We start from the raw sequence: 20,484 nt of genomic DNA, 5'->3' as shown, positions 1-20,484 counted from the left end.
CCGTGGCAACCGTTCATCTGTGCTAGCATGCGTGGCTCGGGCGTTTGCAGGCTCCGACGGACCTTCAGTCCCGGTGGCGGCAGATGCACGATTAACCCTGATTTGAATCCCAGTCACTCTGGTTCGGTTTCCCGGTTGGCCGCAAGGCTCCTGCCGCTGTAAGGCAGGCGTTCGTCATTGAACGGCCTGGACCGGATCTTGTACTGGCTCATCCCAACCCACGTGACCTTTGGTAGGGGTCACCACTAGGAGAGGAGGCGCCATGCCAACTATTACTCTTCCCGACGGCAGTCAACGTTCATTCGATCATCCGGTTTCCGTAGCCGAGGTCGCCGCATCCATCGGTGCAGGCCTGGCCAAAGCCACCGTTGCCGGCAAGGTCAATGGCAAGCTGGTCGACGCCAGCGACATCATCGACAGCGACGCGTCGCTGCAAATCATCACGCCAAAGGATGAAGAGGGGCTGGAGATCATTCGCCACTCTTGCGCCCACCTGGTTGGCCACGCGGTCAAGCAGTTGTACCCGACCGCCAAAATGGTCATCGGTCCGGTCATCGATGAAGGTTTCTATTACGACATCGCCTTCGAACGTCCTTTCACGCCGGACGACCTTGCGGCCATCGAGCAGCGCATGCAGCAGCTGATCGAGAAAGATTACGACGTGATCAAGAAAGTCACTCCGCGCGCCGAAGTGATCGAAGTGTTCAAGGCCCGTGGCGAAGACTACAAGTTGCGCCTGGTCGAAGACATGCCGAACGAGCAGGCCATGGGCCTGTACTATCACGAAGAATACGTCGACATGTGCCGTGGTCCGCACGTGCCGAACACCCGCTTCCTGAAATCCTTCAAGCTGACCAAACTGTCCGGTGCCTACTGGCGTGGCGATGCCAAGAACGAGCAATTGCAGCGCGTCTACGGCACCGCATGGGCGGACAAGAAGCAATTGGCGGCTTACATCCAGCGCATTGAAGAAGCCGAAAAGCGCGACCACCGCAAGATCGGCAAGCGCCTGGGCCTGTTCCATACTCAGGAAGAGTCGCCGGGCATGGTGTTCTGGCATCCGAACGGCTGGACTTTGTACCAGGTGCTCGAGCAGTACATGCGCAAGGTTCAGCGTGACAATGGCTACCTGGAAATCAAGACGCCGCAAGTCGTTGACCGCAGCCTGTGGGAGAAGTCCGGGCACTGGGCCAACTACGCCGACAACATGTTCACCACCCAGTCGGAAAACCGCGACTACGCGATCAAGCCAATGAACTGCCCTTGCCACGTGCAGGTATTCAACCAGGGCCTGAAAAGCTACCGCGAGCTGCCAATGCGCCTGGCCGAGTTTGGCGCGTGCCACCGTAACGAGCCATCGGGTGCCTTGCACGGCATCATGCGCGTGCGCGCGTTCACTCAGGACGACGCTCACATCTTCTGCACCGAAGAGCAGATGCAGGCCGAGTCCGCCGCGTTTATCAAGCTGACCATGGACGTCTACGCCGATTTCGGCTTTAAAGATGTCGAGATGAAGCTGTCCACTCGTCCGGAAAAACGCGTCGGGTCCGACGAGCTTTGGGATCGCGCCGAAGCTGCGCTGGCCGCAGCCCTTGATAGCGCGGGCCTGCCGTACGATCTGCAACCGGGCGAGGGTGCGTTCTACGGTCCGAAGATCGAATTCTCGTTGAAAGATTGTCTCGGTCGCGTCTGGCAGTGTGGTACCCTGCAGCTCGATTTTAACCTGCCGGTCCGTCTGGGAGCCGAATTCGTCTCCGAAGACAACAGTCGCAAGCACCCGGTGATGTTGCACCGGGCGATCCTGGGGTCCTTCGAGCGTTTCGTCGGAATCCTGATCGAGCACTACGAGGGCGCGTTCCCTGCGTGGCTGGCTCCGACCCAGGCAGTGGTGATGAATATCACTGACAAACAGGCTGATTTCGCCGCCGAGGTTGAAAAAACCCTCAACGAAAGCGGATTTCGTGCCAAGTCTGACTTGAGAAATGAAAAAATCGGCTTTAAAATCCGCGAGCATACTTTGCTCAAGGTTCCTTATCTCTTGGTTATCGGAGATCGGGAAGTCGAGATGCAGACTGTCGCTGTGCGTACTCGTGAAGGTGCTGACCTGGGCTCGATGCCCGTCGCCCAGTTCGCTGAGTTCCTCGCCCAAGCGGTTTCCCGGCGTGGTCGCCAAGATTCGGAGTAATTATTATTAAGCGTGAAATGAGACAAGATAAACGAACTGCACCGAAAGCCCCGATCAACGAGAATATCTCGGCACGCGAGGTTCGGTTAATTGGGGCTGAAGGTGAACAGCTCGGGATTGTGTCAATTGAAGACGCGCTTCTTAAGGCTGAAGAGGCCAAGCTGGATCTGGTGGAGATTTCCGCCGATGCAGTACCACCTGTTTGCAAACTGATGGACTACGGCAAATCGATCTTCGAAAAGAAGAAGCAGATTGCTGCGGCCAAGAAAAACCAGAAGCAGATTCAGGTTAAAGAAATCAAGTTTCGTCCAGGGACGGAGGAAGGGGATTACCAGGTAAAACTGCGCAACCTGGTACGTTTCCTGAGTGACGGGGACAGGGCCAAGGTATCCTTGCGATTCCGCGGCCGTGAGATGGCCCACCAGGAGCTGGGGATGGAACTCCTCAAGCGAGTTGAAGGTGACTTGCTTGAGTACGGTTCGGTCGAACAGCATCCTAAGATGGAAGGACGCCAGCTGATCATGGTCATCGCCCCGAAAAAGAAGAAGTAATCAACAGGGCACGGCAGGCCTTCTGATTATGTTTATCAACTGAATGCGGAGTATCCGAACATGCCAAAAATGAAGACCAAAAGTGGTGCTGCTAAGCGGTTTCTGAAAACTGCTAACGGTATCAAGCACAAGCACGCTTTCAAGAGCCACATCCTGACCAAAATGTCGACCAAGCGTAAGCGTCAACTGCGCGGTAGCAGCTTGCTGCATCCGTCTGACGTGGCAAAAGTCGAGCGCATGCTGCGCCTTCGTTAATTTTAGTCAAGAATAGAGGAAGTAACTCATGGCTCGTGTAAAGCGTGGCGTCATTGCCCGTAAGCGTCACAAAAAAATTCTGAAACTTGCTAAAGGCTACTACGGCGCACGCTCCCGCGTATTCCGTGTTGCCAAGCAAGCGGTAATCAAGGCAGGCCAATACGCCTACCGTGACCGTCGTCAGAAAAAACGTCAGTTCCGCGCTCTGTGGATCGCTCGTATCAACGCTGGTGCTCGTATCAACGGTCTGTCCTACAGCCGTTTCATCGCCGGCCTGAAAAAAGCGTCCATCGAGATCGACCGTAAGGTTCTGGCTGATCTGGCAGTGAACGAAAAAGCGGCGTTTGCTGCGATTGTCGAGAAAGCTAAAGCCACCTTGGCTTAAGTACCCCCGACAGTCACCCGGCCTCGCATCTGTGGGGTCAGGTGTTAAACGTCATAAATAGGGGAAGAGCCTTCAAGCTCTTCCCCTATTTTGTATCTGGAGTCTGTACATGGAAAACCTGGATGCGCTCGTCTCTCAAGCTCTAGAGGCTGTGCAAAGCGCTGAAGATATCAATGCCCTGGAGCAAATCCGGGTTCACTACCTTGGCAAGAAGGGTGAATTGACTCAGGTGATGAAGACCCTGGGGAATTTGCCGGCAGAAGAGCGTCCGCAGGTCGGTGCGCTGATCAACGTTGCCAAGGAACGTGTCACAGAGGTCCTTAATGCGCGCAAGGCATTGTTTGAAGAAGCCGATCTGGCTGCCAAACTCTCCGCCGAGTCCATTGACGTGACCCTGCCTGGCCGTGGTCAGACCTCCGGTGGTCTGCATCCGGTTACCCGTACTCTGGAACGCGTCGAACAGTTCTTCACCCGTATTGGCTACGGCATCGCCGAAGGCCCTGAGGTCGAAGACGACTATCACAACTTCGAAGCGCTCAACATCCCTGGCCACCACCCGGCCCGGTCGATGCATGACACCTTCTATTTCAATGCGAACATGTTGTTGCGCACCCATACCTCGCCGGTACAGGTCCGCACCATGGAGTCGAAACAGCCGCCGATCCGCATCGTCTGCCCAGGCCGTGTATACCGCAGCGACTCCGATATCACCCACTCGCCGATGTTCCACCAGGTCGAAGGCCTGCTGATCGATCGCGACATCAATTTCGCCGACCTCAAAGGCACCATCGAAGAGTTCCTGCGGGTGTTCTTCGAAAAGGAACTGGCGGTGCGTTTCCGTCCTTCGTACTTCCCGTTCACCGAGCCATCCGCTGAAGTCGACATGGAGTGCGTGATGTGCAGCGGTAAAGGCTGCCGTGTCTGCAAGCAGACCGGCTGGCTGGAAGTGATGGGTTGCGGCATGGTTCACCCGAACGTGCTGCGCATGTCCGGGATCGACCCGGAAGAGTTCTCGGGCTTTGCCTTCGGCATGGGCGTAGAGCGACTGGCCATGCTGCGTTACGGCGTGAACGACTTGCGTCTGTTCTTCGACAACGACTTGCGGTTCCTCGCGCAATTTCGCTAGTCGTAACGAATTCTTAGGAGAGCAGGATGAAATTCAGTGAACAATGGCTGCGTGGCTGGGTTAGCCCGCAGGTAAGTCGCGACGAGCTGGTTGCTCGTCTGTCGATGGCCGGTCTTGAGGTCGATAGCGTTACGCCGGCCGCCGGTGTTTTCAGTGGCGTGGTCGTTGGTGAGGTGCTGAGCACCGAGCAGCACCCGGACGCCGACAAGCTGCGCGTGTGCCAGGTCAGTAACGGTTCGGAAACCTTCCAGGTTGTTTGCGGTGCGCCAAACGTGCGCCCGGGCTTGAAGATTCCTTTCGCCATGATCGGCGCCGAGCTGCCAGGCGACTTCAAGATCAAGAAAGCCAAGCTGCGTGGCGTCGAGTCCAACGGCATGCTGTGCTCGCAAACCGAGCTGCAGGTCGGTGAAGGTAATGACGGCCTGATGGAGCTGCCGGCCGATGCGCCGGTGGGTGAGGATTTCCGCGTTTACCTGGACCTGGAAGACGCCAGCATCGAGGTCGATCTGACCCCGAACCGTGGTGACTGCCTGTCCCTGGCCGGTCTGGCCCGTGAAGTGGGTGCCCTGTACGCCGCTGCGGTGGTCCGTCCGGTGGTGGCTTCGGTTCCTGCCGCCCACGACGAAGTGCGCTCGGTAGAAGTGCTGGCGCCCGCCGCGTGCCCACGTTACCTGGGGCGTGTGATCCGTAACGTCGACCTGTCCAAAGCAACGCCGCTGTGGATGGTCGAGCGTCTGCGTCGTGCCGACGTGCGCAGCATCGACGCTGCCGTCGACATCACCAACTATGTGATGCTGGAACTGGGTCAGCCGCTGCACGCCTTCGATCTCGCCGAAATCAACGGTGGCATCCGTGTGCGCATGGCTGAAGAGGGCGAGAAGCTGGTGCTGCTCGACGGCCAGGAAGTCAGTCTGCGTAGCGATACGCTGGTGATTGCCGACCACTCCCGCGCACTGGCAATTGCCGGCGTCATGGGTGGCGAGCACAGCGGTGTTTCCTCGACCACACGTGATGTGTTCCTGGAAAGCGCCTTCTTCGACCAGATCGCCGTAGCAGGCAAGGCCCGTTCCTATGGCCTGCACACCGATGCATCTCATCGCTATGAGCGTGGCGTGGACTGGAAACTGGCCCGCGAAGCCATGGAGCGCGCGACTGGTTTGCTGCTGGAAATCACCGGTGGTGAAGCGGGTCCGATCATCGAGACCGTCAGCGAACAGCACCTGCCGAAAATTGCTCCGATCACCCTGCGTGCCCAGCGTATTACCCAGATGTTGGGCATGGAAATGGATTCGGCTGAGGTGGAGCGTCTGCTCAACGCCTTGGGCCTGGCCATTACTGCCGATGGGGCAGGGCAGTGGCGTGTAGAAGTTCCAAGCCATCGCTTCGATATCAGCCTGGAAGTGGACCTGATCGAAGAACTGGCACGCCTGTATGGCTACAACCGTTTGCCGGTTCGTTATCCGCAAGCGCGTCTGGCGCCGCAAGCCAAGGCAGAAGCCCGTAGCGACCTGCCTGAACTGCGCCGCCTGCTGGTTGCCCGTGGATATCAGGAAGCGATTACCTATAGCTTCATCGATCCGAAACAGTTCGAACTGTTTAATCCGGGTGTGGAGCCGTTGCTGCTGGCCAATCCGATCTCCAATGACATGGCTGCCATGCGTTCGTCGCTGTGGCCGGGTCTGGTCAAGGCGCTTCAGCACAACCTGAACCGTCAGCAGGATCGCGTGCGTCTGTTCGAAAGCGGCCTGCGTTTCGTTGGCCAGCTTGAAGGTCTGAAGCAAGAGCCAATGTTGGCGGGTGTTGTTTGCGGTAGTCGCCTGCCGGAAGGCTGGGCTCAGGGTCGCGATACCATCGACTTCTTCGACGTCAAGGCAGACGTGGAAGCGGTACTGGGTTTTGCCGGTGCCCTGGATGCATTCACTTTCGTGCCGGGCAAGCACCCAGCGCTGCACCCGGGTCAAACCGCGCGCATCGAACGTGACGGTCGTCTGGTTGGCTTCATTGGCGCGATCCACCCTGAATTGTCGAAAACCCTCGGTCTCGACCGTCCGGTCTTCGTCTTCGAGTTGGTTCTGGCGGAAGTGGCGTCGGGCAAAATGCCTAAATTCCACGAGTTATCGCGCTTTCCTGAAGTGCGTCGTGACCTTGCACTGATTGCGCACAAAGACGTTGCAGCCACGGCTGTACTGGACGTAATCCGTGAAAATGCAGGCGAATGGCTGACAGACCTCAGGCTATTTGACGTGTATCAGGGTAAAGGCATTGATCCTGATAGAAAAAGCCTCGCAGTCGGCTTGACCTGGCAGCATCCATCGCGCACTCTTAATGACGATGAGGTGAATACCGCAACGCAAAACATCCTCACCTCGCTCGAACAAAGGTTGAACGCCACGTTAAGGAAGTGACGTATGGGGGCTCTGACGAAAGCTGAGATGGCGGAACGTCTGTATGAAGAGCTGGGCCTGAACAAACGGGAGGCCAAGGAATTGGTCGAACTGTTTTTTGAAGAAATCAGGCACGCTCTCGAAGACAACGAACAAGTCAAATTGTCCGGTTTCGGCAATTTCGACCTTCGGGACAAACGCCAGCGGCCTGGCCGCAATCCGAAAACGGGGGAAGAAATCCCGATCACGGCTCGCCGTGTGGTCACCTTTCGTCCAGGGCAGAAGTTGAAGGCCCGAGTTGAGGCTTATGCTGGAACCAAGTCATAACGACGAACTCCCCGTCATCCCGGGCAAACGCTACTTCACCATTGGTGAAGTCAGCGAGCTGTGTGCGGTAAAACCACATGTGCTGCGCTACTGGGAGCAGGAGTTTCCTCAACTCAACCCTGTCAAACGCCGCGGAAACCGCCGGTATTATCAGCGCCAGGACGTACTGATGATCCGGCAGATCCGCGCGCTCCTTTACGATCAGGGGTTCACCATCGGCGGAGCGCGCCTGCGTTTGTCCGGCGATGAAGCCAAAGACGACACCACCCAATACAAGCAAATGATCCGCCAGATGATCGCCGAGCTCGAAGATGTTCTGGTGGTACTCAAGAAATAAATTCTCGCTTTTAAATACTTCCAGTTTTCAAAAGCTTGCGATATATTCTTGAGCGTTCCTCGAGATGAGGGATGAGTTTCACGCCTAGTCGGGGCGTAGCGCAGTCCGGTAGCGCACTAGCATGGGGTGCTAGGGGTCGAGTGTTCGAATCACTCCGTCCCGACCATATAAATCGAGGGGTTGCGAGATTTTTTCTCGCGACCCCTTTTTATTTATAAAGTTTTTTACCCCTACAAAATGACTGGCTCTCGGTGGAACCCTCACCTCTTTCGGAGGAGATGGGTCTTTAGGCCGAGTATTATCTTGACGAAAGACAGTAATCGACCTCATGCCACTCTAATTCGGTCCCGCCGTGGATCGACGGGTGGTAAGCGTCGGCGATCGAGGAACTAAACGGTTCTGACTGCCAAAGCTTTTTGCCGACGATACAGAATCGTCGTCGCCGTGAACCCGCACACCGCCGCGAACATCAGCCAGTAGGCAGGTGATGCCTTGTCGCCCGTGGCCTGGACAAGCAGCGTCGAGATTGCTGGGGTAAAACCGCCAAACACCGCAGTGGCTAAACTGAAGGCCAGAGAAAATCCGACTACCCGCACGTTCTGTGGCATAACTTCGGTCAGTGCCGCGACCATGGCGCCGTTGTAAATGCCAAAGAAGAATGAGAAGTACAGTAGAACAGCGAGCAGTCGTTCGAAACTCGCCGCCTCTGCCAGCCAGTGCATGGCGGGATAGGCGGTGAAGATGCACAGCAACGATATCGCCAGCAACAGTGGTCGACGGCCAATGCGGTCGGAGAGGGCGCCGCCGATAGGCAGCCAGATAAAGTTGCTGATACCGACCAGCAGTGTGACCGCCAGGCTGTCGGTGGTACTTAAGTTCAGCACTGTCCTGCCAAACGTCGGTGTGTAGACCGTAATCAGGTAGAACGTGGTGGTAGTCATGGACGCCAGCAAGCCGCCCGCCAGCACGGTGCGCCAGTTGTCACGCATCGAGCGAAAAACTTCGCGAGTGGTTGGGCGATGGCTGCGAGCAGTGAAGGCAGCGGTTTCTTCCAGTGAGCGGCGAATAATGAAAATGAACGGGATGATCACGCAGCCAATGAAGAACGGAATTCGCCACCCCCAATCGGCGATCTCAGCGGCTTGCATCGTGGCATTGATCGTGTAGCCCAACGCGGCCGCGACGACGATCGCTACCTGTTGGCTGGCCGATTGCCAACTGGTGTAGAAACCGGTGTGACCGGGGGTGGAAATTTCCGCCAGATACACGGAAACACCGCCCATTTCCGCGCCGGCGGAGAAGCCCTGTAGCAGCCTGCCCAATAACACCAGAATCGGTGCCGCCACGCCGATGGCGGCATAGCCCGGCACCAGGGCGATCAATACGGTACCGGCGGCCATGATCGACAGCGTCACGATCAGCCCCTTGCGACGGCCCACCTTGTCGATGTACGCCCCCAGTACAATGGCGCCTAATGGACGCATCAGGAATCCGGAGCCGAATACCGCGAAGGTCATCATCAACGAGGCAAACTCGCTGGTGGCTGGAAAGAAGGTCTGGGAGATGTAGGTCGCGTAGAACCCGAACAGAAAGAAGTCGAACTGCTCGAGGAAGTTACCGCTGGTGACCCGCAAAATGGCGCCCAATTTGGACCCCTTGGCTCGGGTTGTTGCCGTTGTCGTTTTCATCATGGCTACCGTTATGCTCACTATTGTTTTTGGAATGAGTGCTTTAACCGTCAGTCGCTGCCGGCGTTGATCGGGTTGGGTTGACGCTTCTCGATGGCATGTTTGAGCAGCGCTGCGCTGCGGAATATTCCATGGGCGAATTTGCTGTAGGGCATGGTCAAGAAAAACGCCATGACCAGGCCGAGGTGGATAGCCAACATCAAGCCCAAGGCACTGGTTTCACGCAAAGCCAGTAGCGCCAGGCCGCTTGCGCTGACCAGGAACAGCAGCGCGATGAAGCCGCGATCCATGGGCTTTTGGTTCTCATCGCCGTGCGCAGGGTTGCGACGCAGGTTCAGCCAAAGAAGACCCGCCGGGCCGATCAGCAGGCCGATGCCACCGGCAATACCCAACATCACCGGCAAGCTGAAGATCGGATAAGGCGCCGACCACCTCAGCAGATAGTGAAAGAGCGTGGCGACGCCGGTGGCGGCGAAGCACAGCATGAAGCCGTAGAAGGTCAGGTGGTGGAATCGGCGTCGCCACAAGGTGAATTGATCGTCAGCGTTGTTGCAGCCTTCGCCATGGCCGCCGTCCAGGTATTTGAGCTTCGCGACGTTGACCGTGGCCTCCAATGCAGCGGACGTTTTCAACGGCAGTGGCGCTGCGACCGGTGAAACGTTGCGCCAGAAGCGCCGTACACCCATGGTCAGGGCAAGTACCGCAAAGCCGAACACTGTGCCGAACATCAGCGCCAGGGTGTTATGCGGGAAAATCTTGTAGAAGTTGCCCCCGGGAATGGCCGTGAACAGGTTGCCCATGAGCATCAGGGTCAGGCATAAAAACAAGGCCAGTCCCCCACCGGAAGCCAGCGCCAGGGTCAGGCCGTTGCGCTGATACAACCTGCCCATCACTTGCGGCCAGGCGTATTCGGCGTAAGTATCCAGTCGCACTTTGGCCATGGCTTTGGGTATGTTGACGTCGAATTCGTGTGGGGCGGCGTACTGACAGGCGTGCAGGCACGCGCCGCAGTTATGGCACAAGTTCGCCAGGTAATGGATGTCGGCCTGAGTGAATTCCAAACGCCGGGTCATCGCAGGAAATACCGCGCAAAAACCTTCGCAATAACGGCAGGCATTGCAGATGGTCATCTGCCGCTGGACTTCACTTTCGTCAAGATTCAACACGGGGATCAACCCGCCCGATGCTTGGGGATCAAACAGTTGCATGTCGAGACTCCGTGTTTGCAGATGAGACGCCAAAGCCCACCGAAGCGGCCGCCTGCACACCGGCGATGCGGCCAAACGCGGTACCGATGGCCATGCCAATGCCGGCGGTGTAGCCCTTGCCCAGAACATTGCCGGCCATCATTTCACCCGCGACGAACAGGTTGGGGCTCGCTTTGCCGTTGAAATGCACGGCAGCGGTTTCGTCGGTGGCGAGGCCGAGGTAGGTGAACGTGACACCCGGTTTAAGCGGGTAGGCGTAGAAAGGTGGTTTCACCAATGGCCGCGCCCAATGGGTTTTGGCGGGCAACAGTCCTTGGGTGTGGCAGTCGTCCAACGCCGTGTGATCGAACGTGCCAACGCGGCAGGCGCTGTTGTAGTCCTCGATAGTCTTGACGAATTTTTCTTGAGGCAGCTTCAACTGACGGGCAAGGTCTTGCAGAGTATTGGCGGTGGTTCCGGGAAAGACCGGCGGCATGAAGCGGCCGATGGCTTGTTGATCGATGATCGAATACGCCTGCTGACCGGGTTGTCCGGCCACCAGACGCCCCCAGATCGCATAACGTTTTGGCCAGAAATCCTCACCTTCGTCGTAGAAGCGTTCGCCATCACGATTGACCACTACACCCAGCGATACGCAGTCTATTCGGGTGCAGATGCCGCCGTCGTAGAGTGGCGCGCGGGCATCAATCGCGACCATGTGTGCTTGCGTCGGATCGCCGATCACATCTGCGCCAAGGTCGAGCATGCGCCGTAGCAAAATGCCGGTGTTGAATCGGGTGCCCCGGATCAGGAAATTATCCGATGGCCATTCACCGCGTTCGTTCTGACCCCAGGCTTCGCGCAGCCATTCACGGTTGGATTCGAAGCCGCCGGCCGCCAACACGCAGGCCCGGGCTTCAATGCGTTCGGCGGCGAAACGCTGACCATCGACCTCATGTTCGCCCACATGGGCGGCGACGAATTTCCCCTCATCCAACTCAATGTCGGTCACTTGCGTGTTGTAGCGAACTTTTACACCCAGGCGCTCGGCGCTGCGGAAATACGCATTGACCAGCGCTTTGCCGCCGCCCATAAAAAAAGCATTGGTCCGCGCCACGTGCAGCGCGCCGGACAGCGGTGGCTGAAAATGCACGCCGTGTGAACGCATCCAGTCGCGGCAAGAAGACGATGCCCGAATGGCAATGCGTGCAAGCTTTTCATCCGTGAGGCCACCGGTAACCTTCAACAGGTCTTGCCAGTATTCTTCTTCCGGATAAGCATCGATCAGCACGTCCTGCGGTTCGTCGTGCATGCACCGCAGGTTACGGGTGTGTTGGGAGTTGCCACCGCGCCAGAGTTTCGGAGAGGCTTCCAGCAGCATCACGCTGGCGCCCGCTTCTCGCGCCATCAGAGCGGCGCACAAGGCAGCGTTGCCACCCCCTATGATTAAGACATCGATCATTATCGCTCCTCGATTTGCAAGGAGACGGGAACGAAGTGCTCCTTGCGAGTGGGGAGAACGATAGGGTGGGGAAGGAGTGGCCGAAAGGCTGCTTTTGACGCGGGGTGTTTAGTTTTTCTAAAGGCGTTGTCGTCAGGAGAGGCTTATGTGTCCGGGGTTGAGCGAGGATTACGCGTCTACCCCTTCTATCCACGTAGCTCCAGGCCACTGTTTGTCGACGACCAACTGTCGCGCCACATCGACGATGACCAACCGCGTTGCCAGCGCGGCCGGAGAGAGTTCGTCGTCAGCCAGCGTCGCCAGAAGATTACGCCGGCCCACATGGGGATCGGCAATCCTGATCAGTGAAAGCCCGGACCCGTCTTTCAATGCAGCGGCCGCCCCCGGTTGTATCGTTGCTGCATGACCTGCCCGAACGGCGTTCATCAACACAGCCAGACCGTCGACTTCCATAATGACATTGGGTGTTAGCCCGACCCGCTCGAACACGCTCATCAATGCCGAGCGCAGTCCATGTTGCGCACTGGGCATCACCAGCGGCAGGCCGCCGAGGTCCGCTAACTGCACGCTATCACCAGAAGGCGCTTGAGGCAGGCTGGGCGAGGCGATGACAAACAGCTTTTCATCCAGCAGCGGAGTCACGCTCCAGCGTTTACCCCCTTCGAGCTGGAACACGATGGCCAGATCAATTTGCCGTGCGTTGAGCTGTGCCGCCAAGTGGCCGGAAAGCATTTCCACCAAATGCAGTTGTATGTCCGGATAACGCGCACGCATTGCGTTGATCAACGGCAACGCGAGTACCGTCGCGGTAGTCGGTGGTAAGCCGACGCTGACATAACCGCTCATTCGCCCGCGATGGGCGGCCATGATGGCATTTTCCGCCTGGCGTAGCGTCAGTTGGGCATGGTGTAAAAACGCAAATCCGGCGCTAGTGGGCGTCACACCGGTGGAGGTTCGATTCAGGAGGCGGGTGCACAGTTCGCTTTCCAGCTTGGAGATTTGTTGACTGAGGGCTGACACACCAACGTCCAGTTCAAGTGCCGCACGCCCCAGGCTGCCAAGCTCAATGATTTTTACGAAATAGCGCAGTTGTCTCAATTCCAATGTGGCTGCTCCCAGCGAATTTGTTGTTCAATTACTTGAACGTTTGCCACGCAAGTTACGAAGTCGGAATAGCCACCCATGGCTAGCGGTGAATGAAAGATGCTCAGACTCGCGGTTTTTCGCCAATACTCAGTATTCAATGCCTGTTCAGGACCAACGACCTCTCACTACCAGCCCCAGCAATTCTCGATGTCCACTGACTCCCACCTTTCGAAAAAGTCGCTTGATGTAGGTAGCGGCGCTTGAGCACTGGATGCCCATCAGGGGCGCAATGTCTTCCGCCCCCAGGCCACTGAGTAAATGCCTGAGCAGTTCACGGTCCCGACGAGTCAGTTCAGGATAGAGCAACTCGACGCGTTGACTTAACAAGGATGGCATCTGATTGGCTTCGATAAAAGCGCGATAGTGCTAACGCGTGACTTGAATCAGTAACGGCGCAACCGACTCGATAAATTCAATTTCGTGCTCATTGAAATTGCCGTGCTCACGACCTCGATAGTTGATCGACAGCCAGGCCCCGCCCTCTTCCTGATGATTGAGCAAGGCCATGCGCTGAGAGATTTGCGGTTGCTCGTAGCAGACCCGCCGATAGTCACGATGGGTGATGTCTTCAACTGACTGAAGCTGAGCCAGGATTCGCGCGCTGCCGTATTTTGCCCGGTGACCGAGCATCGCTTGGCGGTTGCCGTCCAGGCTGTGAAAACGCTCGACGTACTCCCGAGAGATACGCGATATCTGCACGAGTCTTGCCTGATCGGAACACGACAACACCTGCGGCTCCTGGCCTTCCGGATAAGCGAAAATTGTACATTGAGCCAGCGGCATTTCACCCCGCACCAAGGTCAGTAACTCTGCCGCCAACCAGGTTCGGCAATCCTCGCCGACCCGCGCCAATAGATGAGCAATTTCCCCTGTCGTCAGTGGGTTCTGAGGGTAAACGTTAGTAAGCAGCCAATGGTTCATTCAGGGATCAGTTCACGTGATGAAGGTTGGCGTTCGTGGGGTAGTGCGCGTACCGGCACTTAAGAGCGAGAGGTCATTTTTCCCATTGTTCGAGCAGTATTGAGACGAATTTTTCCGCTGCCGGAGAGAGTGAAGCTCCTCTCCGGTAAACCAGTCCCAACGATCGGTTAACTATGGGCTCTATCAAAGGGACGCTTACCAATGTTGGATGATCCACAGCAGGCATAGCCAGGCTGGGCATCGCCGATACCCCTAACCCAGCTTCTACCAGGCCCAGCGAAGTAGAAAGGTGTTGCACCTCATAAAACCACTGCGGACGCCAGCTCAAGCCTGACAAAGCGTGGTCAAGCAACATGCGGTTGCCGCTTAGGCGACCGACCCCGATAAGGCGGTAATTGCTAAGTTCAGACCAGGTTACCGAGCTACGCTCGGCCAGCTCATGATCGCGTCGACAAGCTAAAACAAAAGGCTCGTTGACCAGCGGCACGAACTCTATGTCGGGGTGCTGTCCGCTCATCATGTTGATGCCAAAGTCGGCTTCGCCACGCAGAACAGCCTCCAGCCCTTCGTTCGCACTGAGATCAAGCAAGCGAATGCGGATTTGTGGATAGCGCTCGTTGTAGAGGCGGATTACCGAAGGGAGGAAGTAGAAGGCTGCGGTTGGGATGCAGGCAAGGGTTACACGGCCGCTCTGCCGCTCCGCCAACTCTCGGATGTTAAGTATCGAGTCGTCGAAGTCATCCAATAAGCGTCGTGCCTTGGGCAGGAAGTCTCGCCCAACGCTGGTGAGGCTTACCCTTCTTGTCGTGCGATCAAGAAGCGCTGTTCCCAATCCCTCTTCAAGCTTTTTCATTCTCCGACTCAGCGCGGGTTGAGAGAGATGCAATGCATCGGCAGCTTCGTGGAAGCTTCCAAGTTCGGCGATCTTCACGAAAGATCGGATGTCATTGAGCTCATAATTCACTTTTTTATCTCACTAGTCGAGAGTTGTTAAGCCCAGTCAGCCTAAATTTATCATTCGTAAAACGCAATAATCAGGCTGATATTTGCATTGGAAACAATTTTTAAAGCCTGCGACTCTTGCTCACAAGACATCAATTGCACCGATTGATCAACAAGAGTTAGTGTTTATGCAACGAATTCCCTGTGTGCTAATGCGCGGTGGTACTTCCAAGGGCCCAGTGTTCCTCGCCTGGGATCTACCTGTTGCGATCGAAGACCGTGATGAATTGCTGCTCAACCTCATGGGTTCTGGGCATGAACTGGAAATTGACGGCATCGGTGGTGGCAGCCCACAAACCAGCAAGGTGGCGATCGTCAGCCCGTCGCTGCATCCTGAGGCTGATGTCGACTATCTGTTCGTTCAAGTCATGGTCTCCCAGCGTCGAGTCGACACCGCGCCTAATTGCGGCAACATGCTTTGCGCCGTTGGCCCGTTCGCCATCGAGCAGGGGCTGGTAAAAGCCTCCAAAGACCTGACACGTGTGCGTATTCGCAACCTCAACACGGGCACTTTTGTGAACGCCGAGGTTCAGACGCCCGGTGGGAAGGTCAGCTATGAAGGTGACACCGCCATCGATGGTGTGCCGGGTACCGCTGCTCCTGTGCAACTCACCTTCCTGGATGCTGCGGGCAGCAAGACCGGCAAGCTTTTCCCGACTGGGCAAACGCAGGATTTGATCGACGGTATTCCAGTGACCTGCATCGACATGGCGATGCCGATGATGATCATCGAAGCTGGCCAATTGGGTAAGCGCGGCGATGAAAGTCCTGCTGAACTGGATGCCGACAAAGAGTTCCTGCGTCGCCTGGAGTCCTTGCGACTGCAAGCCGGCTTGGCAATGGGCCTGGGTGACGTCAGCGACAAAGTGATTCCCAAGCCTGTACTGGTGTCACCGGCCAAGGCTGGCGGCACAATTCAGGTGCGCTACTTCATGCCACACAACTGCCACCGGGCCTTGGCGATCACCGGTTCCATCGGCCTTGCCACCGCTTGTGTTACTGAAGGCAGTGTGGTCGCGCAATTGCTCGGCGGGGTTAGCGAGCCGCGCTTGAAGCAAGTACGCATTGAACATCCAAGTGGTGGGATAGATGTCGTATTGTCCTACACCGGCGATCAGGGTGAGACAATTCGTGCCTCAGTGGTGCGTACATCGCGCAGGCTGTTCTCCGGTTTTGTCTACGCCACGGCTTCCCAACGACTTGCCGGATAATTTCCCCTGGTCATTGCCGTTCTTGCATCAGCACAATTCTAAAAATGGGTGATGCCATGAAAGTTGTAAAATCGCTCTACTTCCAGATTCTCCTCGCCGTGCTGTTGGGTGTGCTGGTCGGACATTTTTGGTCGCAACAGGCCATCGCCTTGAAGCCGCTGGGTGATGCCTTCATCAAGTTGATCAAGATGATGATCGCTCCGGTGGTGTTCTGCACCATCGTCACCGGTATTGCTGGCATGAGCGACAAACGCTCCCTCGGGCGTTTGTTGAGCAAGACCATGCTGCTGTTCCTGGCACTGACCGTGATCAGTTTGATCATAGGCCTGGTGTCGGTCTACCTGTTCAAACCCGGTGTGGGCATGAACATTGACCCCGCCCAGTTGAGCACCAAGGGACTGTCGCAATACACCGATTCCGCCGCGAAGCTGGGAGTGGTCGAGTTTTTCATGCACATCATCCCGGACACTTTCATCGGCGCTTTCAACAAGGGTGAAGTGTTGCCGGTGTTGTTCATCGCGGTGCTTTGCGGTTTCGCACTGTCGGCCATCGGCGAGCGTGGCAAGCCGGTACTGGATGTACTGGAATCCGCCTCGCACATGGTGTTCAAGATTTTCTCCTACCTGATGCGCTTCGCTCCGATCGGTGCTTTTGGCGCCTTGGCATTCACCGTAGGCCAGTACGGTATTATATCGTTGGGCTCGCTGGCGAAGCTGATCATGACCTTGTACGTAGCCTGTGCCTTCTTCGTCTTTGTGGTGCTGGGGAGCATTTGCCGGGCGAATGGCTTCAGTCTATGGAAGTTACTGCGCTACTTCCGCGAAGAATTCCTGGTGGTGCTCGGGACTTCCTCCACCGAGCCGGTGATGCCGCGGATGTTGGAAAAGCTGCAGGCCCTGGGTTGCAAAAAAGGTGTGGTGGGGCTGGTGCTGCCAACGGGTTACTCGTTTAACCTCGACGGTACGGCAATCTACCTCTCGCTGGCAGCGGTATTCATTGCTCAAGCTTGCAACATCGATCTAAGCCTGACACAGACCGTGACCATGCTGGCCATCATGCTGTTGTCCTCGAAGGGGGCAGCAGGTGTGACCGGAGCCGGGTTTGTCGCGCTGGCGTCGACACTGACTGTGATCCATGACATTCCCCTGGCTGGCCTTGCACTGCTGATCGGTATTGACCGCTTCATGTCGGAAGCCCGGGCCTTGACCAGTCTGGCAAGTAACGCCGTGGCTACCGTGGTGATGTCCATCTCGGAGAACGCTTGTGATCGCGAGACACTGATGCGGACTCTTGACGGCGAACCGTCGCCCTCCCTGGCACAAACCCAGAGTGAAAACTGGGATGGTCGCAAGGTCACGGAACACGTCTGACCGGACACGCCTGAAACACCCAACAAACACTTCATTCAACTCCCCGCCAGGCACGGCTGATCGTACCGTCTGGCGGGTTCGAGGTCGTGCGCCTGCGCATCGGCCACGCTACTAATAAGAACAAGAGAACTGACCTATGCTCGCATTTCTTGGTTTGGCCATGGTGGTGGTTTTTACCTATCTGATAATGTCGAAACGCCTATCGCCGATTGTCGCCCTGACGGTGGTGCCGATTGTGTTTGCGGTGATTGGCGGTTTTGGCGGTACTACGGGCAAGATGATGCTCGACGGCCTGAAGATGGTTGCGCCTTCGGCTGCTCTTCTGCTGTTCGCCATCCTGTTCTTCGGCCTGATGATTGATGCCGGGTTGTTCGACCCGTTGATTCGTAAAATCCTCAAGCGTGTAAACGGCGATCCGATGAAAATCGCTATCGGCACCGCGCTACTGTCACTGCTGGTCGCCCTCGACGGCGACGGCACAACCACCTACATGATCACCTGCGCGGCAATGCTGCCGTTGTACAAGCGTATCGGCATGAACCCGATGATTCTGGCGACCATCGCCATGTTGTCCTTGAGCATCATGAGCGGCATGACCCCATGGGGCGGGCCCGCTACAAGGGCGATCGCGGCACTGGGCCTGGATGCCGGCGAGTACTTCGTGCCCTTGCTGCCGACCATGATCGGCGGCGCGATGTGGGTGGTGTTTACCGCTTTCCTCCTGGGCCGTGCCGAGCGTAAGCGCATCGGTAATGTGCAGCTACAGAGCGGTGGCGGTAATTGCTACATCGACGCGATCCTGGGTGATACCCCGCACAAACGGCCTAAACTTGCATACGTGAACCTGTTGCTGGTGATCGCGGTCATGGTCGCGCTGGTAATGGGCATCATGCACTCGGCGATCCTGTTCCTGATCGGCTTTGTCCTGGCACTGATGATCAACTACCCGCAACTGGATATTCAGAAAGAGCGCATTCTCGCCCATTCCGGCAATGCAATGACCGTGGTGCTGCTGGTGTTCGCCGCCGGTATTTTTGCCGGGATCTTCTCGGGCACCAAGATGGTCGACTCCCTGGCGCAAACGCTAGTGGACTGGATTCCGCCATCCTGGGGACACCTGTTCCCACTGGTGGTGGCGATCACCAGCATGCCGTTGACCTTTGTTCTGTCCAACGATGCTTACTACTTTGGTGTGGTACCGATCCTGGCCAACGCGGCCGCAGCCTATGGCATTGACCCGGTGGAAATCGCCCGCGCGTCGATTCTCGGTCAGCCAGTACACCTGATGAGTCCGTTGGTAGCCTCAACCCTGTTGCTGGTGGGTATGGTCGATCGTGATATCGGCGATTTCCAGAAAGCCACCGTCAAATGGGCGGTACTCACTTCATTAGTAGTCACCGCGCTAGCCCTGCTGACCGGGGCGATCAGTCTCTTCTCCTGATTCACCCCAAGCATCTGTTTTCTCCTGACGCGCCTCGCTTGCGAGGCGTGCGCTGTTCTGCACTCCAAATAACAACAATGAGTAGTTTGCCAATGACCACTTTGCATACCCAACGGGCGCTGTTTTCACTTCTTGGTTTGTTGCCGCTGGCCAGTGCCAGTGCAGAAGGCTTTATCGACGACAGCAAGCTCAAGCTGCAATTGCGCAACGTCTATTTCAATGAGAATTTCCGCGACGAGCATGGCATGAGTGCCAAATCAGCAAGGACGGCGAAGAGCGAACGAACCGAGTGGGCCCAGGGATTTCTGTTGGATTACCAGTCGGGATTTACACCTGGCACTATCGGGTTTGGTGTTGATGCCCTTGGCCTGCTTGGGGTCAAGCTCGACTCCGGCCGTGGCCGCAGCGGCACTGGCTTGTTGCCGGTGCATGATGACGGTCGTGCGGCTGACGAATTCGCAAGTCTGGGTATGACTGCCAAAGCCCAACTGGCCAAGACCACTGTCAAATACGGCACCTTGCTACCCAAGACTCCGGTGCTGATCTATAACGACGCGCGTCTGTTGCCGCAAACGTACCAAGGCACTCAGATCAGTAGCGTCGACATTGAAAACCTCACCCTTACCGGGGGCTACCTGGATCGATTCAAACTGCGTGATTCCAGCGACAGCATGCCGATTGTGCCCGACGGTTACGGCGGAGATAAATCAGGCGACTTCAGCTATGCAGGCGCCGAGTACAAGCTGGGAAAGAGCGTTCGTTTGAGTTATTTCTACGGCGAACTGGAAAACTTTTACCGACAGAATTTCGCAGGTATCCAGCACGATCTACCCTTGGGCGGCGGTGTGCTGACCAGTGACTTGCGCTACTTCAACAGTGTCGATAACGGCTCAGCCTACGGTGGCAAGATCGACAACAACATGCTGAGCGGGCAATTGTCCTACGCCATTTCCGGCCATACCTTCGGTGGCGGATACCAGGCCCTCAGTGGTGATGCCGGATTACCTTTTATCAGTGGCGCAACGGTTTATTCGTTCAGCAACGCCGGGATAGGCAAATTTGTCGAGGAGGATGAAAAAACCTGGATGCTTAATTACGGCTATAACTTTGCTGCCGTCGGCGTACCGGGCCTGACGTTTTCCGCCCGGTATCTGAGCGGCAACGACGGCAAGTCCGACACCTCGGTCAAGGAGTGGGAACGTGATGCCGAACTGGCTTACGTCGTGCAACAAGGCACCTTCAAGGGGCTGGGTGTGCGGTTGCGTAACTACGTTTACCGCTCTGATTATTCCCGTGGCCGAGATAGCAACCGGATCTACTTCACCTACGACATTGCTCTCTGGTGATCCCCTGATCGCGGCCACGCGCTGTTCGCGGGCCGCCTTTTCAGCAGCGGTTCCATAGGATCGATCAGCATTTTCCTGCGTTCCAAAGACCATTGACCAATATTCACCGACTAACCTCGACTTTCGTCATCAAGTGAGTCATCCCGTATAGGTCGCTCTC

Annotated in this window: 19 protein-coding genes and 1 tRNA gene; 13 read left to right on the top strand and 7 right to left on the bottom strand. The window is 56.7% G+C overall.

The window, feature by feature from the left end; translation table 11 throughout:
- The first annotated feature begins 262 nt into the window (after nt 1-262).
- From thrS to AC3WTM_RS26255, 9 genes are all read left to right on the top strand, one after another.
- A complete protein-coding gene (gene thrS / locus AC3WTM_RS26295) occupies nt 263-2,185 on the top strand; it encodes a threonine--tRNA ligase (protein ID WP_102668725.1) in 1,923 nt (640 codons plus the stop codon).
- The gene (infC, locus tag AC3WTM_RS26290; protein WP_172435703.1) at nt 2,185-2,736 is read left to right on the top strand and encodes a translation initiation factor IF-3; all 552 of its coding nucleotides are present in this window, start codon (nt 2,185-2,187) and stop codon (nt 2,734-2,736) included. The genes thrS and infC overlap by 1 nt, the downstream gene beginning before the upstream one ends.
- A gap of 60 nt (nt 2,737-2,796) precedes the next feature.
- Nucleotides 2,797-2,991: a 50S ribosomal protein L35 gene (gene rpmI, locus AC3WTM_RS26285; protein ID WP_002553160.1), complete on the top strand. Its 195-nt coding sequence runs from the start codon at nt 2,797-2,799 to the stop codon at nt 2,989-2,991.
- A gap of 28 nt (nt 2,992-3,019) precedes the next feature.
- Entirely contained in the window at nt 3,020-3,376 is a 357-nt protein-coding gene (gene rplT, locus AC3WTM_RS26280) for a 50S ribosomal protein L20 (protein ID WP_007905879.1), read from the top strand.
- 109 nt (nt 3,377-3,485) lie between these two features.
- Nucleotides 3,486-4,502: a phenylalanine--tRNA ligase subunit alpha gene (gene pheS, locus AC3WTM_RS26275; RefSeq protein ID WP_007975711.1), complete on the top strand. Its 1,017-nt coding sequence runs from the start codon at nt 3,486-3,488 to the stop codon at nt 4,500-4,502.
- Between the two features lie 26 nt (nt 4,503-4,528).
- Nucleotides 4,529-6,907, top strand: a complete 2,379-nt coding sequence (gene pheT / locus AC3WTM_RS26270) for a phenylalanine--tRNA ligase subunit beta (RefSeq protein WP_102668724.1) — start codon at nt 4,529-4,531, stop codon at nt 6,905-6,907.
- A gap of 3 nt (nt 6,908-6,910) precedes the next feature.
- Nucleotides 6,911-7,213: an integration host factor subunit alpha gene (gene ihfA / locus AC3WTM_RS26265; RefSeq protein ID WP_002553164.1), complete on the top strand. Its 303-nt coding sequence runs from the start codon at nt 6,911-6,913 to the stop codon at nt 7,211-7,213.
- Nucleotides 7,194-7,550, top strand: a complete 357-nt coding sequence (locus tag AC3WTM_RS26260; RefSeq protein WP_003179985.1) for a MerR family transcriptional regulator — start codon at nt 7,194-7,196, stop codon at nt 7,548-7,550. The genes ihfA and AC3WTM_RS26260 overlap by 20 nt, the downstream gene beginning before the upstream one ends.
- An 89-nt stretch (nt 7,551-7,639) precedes the next feature.
- Nucleotides 7,640-7,716, top strand: a tRNA-Pro gene (locus AC3WTM_RS26255).
- 223 nt (nt 7,717-7,939) lie between these two features.
- Here AC3WTM_RS26255 and AC3WTM_RS26250 read toward each other — a convergent pair.
- From AC3WTM_RS26250 to AC3WTM_RS26220, 7 genes are all read right to left on the bottom strand, one after another.
- Nucleotides 7,940-9,241: an MFS transporter gene (locus AC3WTM_RS26250; protein WP_041474914.1), complete on the bottom strand. Its 1,302-nt coding sequence runs from the start codon at nt 9,239-9,241 to the stop codon at nt 7,940-7,942.
- Between the two features lie 47 nt (nt 9,242-9,288).
- Nucleotides 9,289-10,446 carry a tricarballylate utilization 4Fe-4S protein TcuB gene (gene tcuB / locus AC3WTM_RS26245; protein WP_102668723.1) on the bottom strand — a complete coding sequence of 386 codons (1,158 nt, stop codon included), beginning with the start codon at nt 10,444-10,446 and terminating at the stop codon, nt 9,289-9,291.
- Nucleotides 10,433-11,887: an FAD-dependent tricarballylate dehydrogenase TcuA gene (gene tcuA, locus AC3WTM_RS26240; protein WP_102668722.1), complete on the bottom strand. Its 1,455-nt coding sequence runs from the start codon at nt 11,885-11,887 to the stop codon at nt 10,433-10,435. Before tcuA ends, tcuB begins: the two co-directional genes overlap by 14 nt.
- A gap of 168 nt (nt 11,888-12,055) precedes the next feature.
- On the bottom strand, nt 12,056-12,991 hold the full coding sequence (locus AC3WTM_RS26235) for a LysR family transcriptional regulator (protein WP_102668721.1): 936 nt from the start codon (nt 12,989-12,991) through the stop codon (nt 12,056-12,058).
- Between the two features lie 147 nt (nt 12,992-13,138).
- Nucleotides 13,139-13,369, bottom strand: a complete 231-nt coding sequence (locus AC3WTM_RS26230) for a helix-turn-helix transcriptional regulator (RefSeq protein WP_256586087.1) — start codon at nt 13,367-13,369, stop codon at nt 13,139-13,141.
- 30 nt (nt 13,370-13,399) lie between these two features.
- Entirely contained in the window at nt 13,400-13,954 is a 555-nt protein-coding gene (locus tag AC3WTM_RS26225; protein WP_256586086.1) for a hypothetical protein, read from the bottom strand.
- A 73-nt stretch (nt 13,955-14,027) separates the two neighbouring features.
- Nucleotides 14,028-14,918: a LysR family transcriptional regulator gene (locus tag AC3WTM_RS26220; protein ID WP_015095835.1), complete on the bottom strand. Its 891-nt coding sequence runs from the start codon at nt 14,916-14,918 to the stop codon at nt 14,028-14,030.
- 166 nt (nt 14,919-15,084) lie between these two features.
- On the opposite strand from AC3WTM_RS26220, the gene AC3WTM_RS26215 reads away from it, so the two are divergent.
- From AC3WTM_RS26215 to AC3WTM_RS26200, 4 genes are all read left to right on the top strand, one after another.
- Nucleotides 15,085-16,167: a 4-oxalomesaconate tautomerase gene (locus AC3WTM_RS26215; protein ID WP_102668720.1), complete on the top strand. Its 1,083-nt coding sequence runs from the start codon at nt 15,085-15,087 to the stop codon at nt 16,165-16,167.
- 44 nt (nt 16,168-16,211) lie between these two features.
- Nucleotides 16,212-17,537 carry a C4-dicarboxylate transporter DctA gene (gene dctA, locus AC3WTM_RS26210; RefSeq protein ID WP_102668719.1) on the top strand — a complete coding sequence of 442 codons (1,326 nt, stop codon included), beginning with the start codon at nt 16,212-16,214 and terminating at the stop codon, nt 17,535-17,537.
- Nucleotides 17,538-17,673: 136 nt separating this feature from the next.
- The gene (locus tag AC3WTM_RS26205) at nt 17,674-18,978 is read left to right on the top strand and encodes a CitMHS family transporter (protein ID WP_102668718.1); all 1,305 of its coding nucleotides are present in this window, start codon (nt 17,674-17,676) and stop codon (nt 18,976-18,978) included.
- Between the two features lie 92 nt (nt 18,979-19,070).
- A complete protein-coding gene (locus AC3WTM_RS26200) occupies nt 19,071-20,324 on the top strand; it encodes an OprD family porin (protein WP_102668717.1) in 1,254 nt (417 codons plus the stop codon).
- The last annotated feature ends 160 nt before the right edge of the window (nt 20,325-20,484 follow it).

It is taken from the genome of Pseudomonas sp. EU05-FHT14B02 (genome assembly GCF_058791055.1).
This window is presented reverse-complemented; position numbering and strand designations above follow the sequence as displayed.

Excerpts from the sequence above, each read along its gene's own strand:
- tcuB (WP_102668723.1), bottom strand. The coding sequence starts at position 10,446 with ATGCAACTGTTTGATCCCCAAGCATCGGGCGGGTTGATCCCCGTGTTG.
- thrS (WP_102668725.1), top strand. The coding sequence starts at position 263 with ATGCCAACTATTACTCTTCCCGACGGCAGTCAACGTTCATTCGATCAT.
- AC3WTM_RS26205 (WP_102668718.1), top strand. The coding sequence starts at position 17,674 with ATGCTCGCATTTCTTGGTTTGGCCATGGTGGTGGTTTTTACCTATCTG.
- tcuA (WP_102668722.1), bottom strand. The coding sequence starts at position 11,887 with ATGATCGATGTCTTAATCATAGGGGGTGGCAACGCTGCCTTGTGCGCC.
- AC3WTM_RS26260 (WP_003179985.1), top strand. The coding sequence starts at position 7,194 with ATGCTGGAACCAAGTCATAACGACGAACTCCCCGTCATCCCGGGCAAA.
- dctA (WP_102668719.1), top strand. The coding sequence starts at position 16,212 with ATGGGTGATGCCATGAAAGTTGTAAAATCGCTCTACTTCCAGATTCTC.
- rpmI (WP_002553160.1), top strand. The coding sequence starts at position 2,797 with ATGCCAAAAATGAAGACCAAAAGTGGTGCTGCTAAGCGGTTTCTGAAA.
- AC3WTM_RS26250 (WP_041474914.1), bottom strand. The coding sequence starts at position 9,241 with ATGATGAAAACGACAACGGCAACAACCCGAGCCAAGGGGTCCAAATTG.
- ihfA (WP_002553164.1), top strand. The coding sequence starts at position 6,911 with ATGGGGGCTCTGACGAAAGCTGAGATGGCGGAACGTCTGTATGAAGAG.
- rplT (WP_007905879.1), top strand. The coding sequence starts at position 3,020 with ATGGCTCGTGTAAAGCGTGGCGTCATTGCCCGTAAGCGTCACAAAAAA.
- pheT (WP_102668724.1), top strand. The coding sequence starts at position 4,529 with ATGAAATTCAGTGAACAATGGCTGCGTGGCTGGGTTAGCCCGCAGGTA.
- AC3WTM_RS26225 (WP_256586086.1), bottom strand. The coding sequence starts at position 13,954 with ATGAACCATTGGCTGCTTACTAACGTTTACCCTCAGAACCCACTGACG.
- AC3WTM_RS26230 (WP_256586087.1), bottom strand. The coding sequence starts at position 13,369 with ATGCCATCCTTGTTAAGTCAACGCGTCGAGTTGCTCTATCCTGAACTG.
- pheS (WP_007975711.1), top strand. The coding sequence starts at position 3,486 with ATGGAAAACCTGGATGCGCTCGTCTCTCAAGCTCTAGAGGCTGTGCAA.
- AC3WTM_RS26215 (WP_102668720.1), top strand. The coding sequence starts at position 15,085 with ATGCAACGAATTCCCTGTGTGCTAATGCGCGGTGGTACTTCCAAGGGC.
- AC3WTM_RS26200 (WP_102668717.1), top strand. The coding sequence starts at position 19,071 with ATGACCACTTTGCATACCCAACGGGCGCTGTTTTCACTTCTTGGTTTG.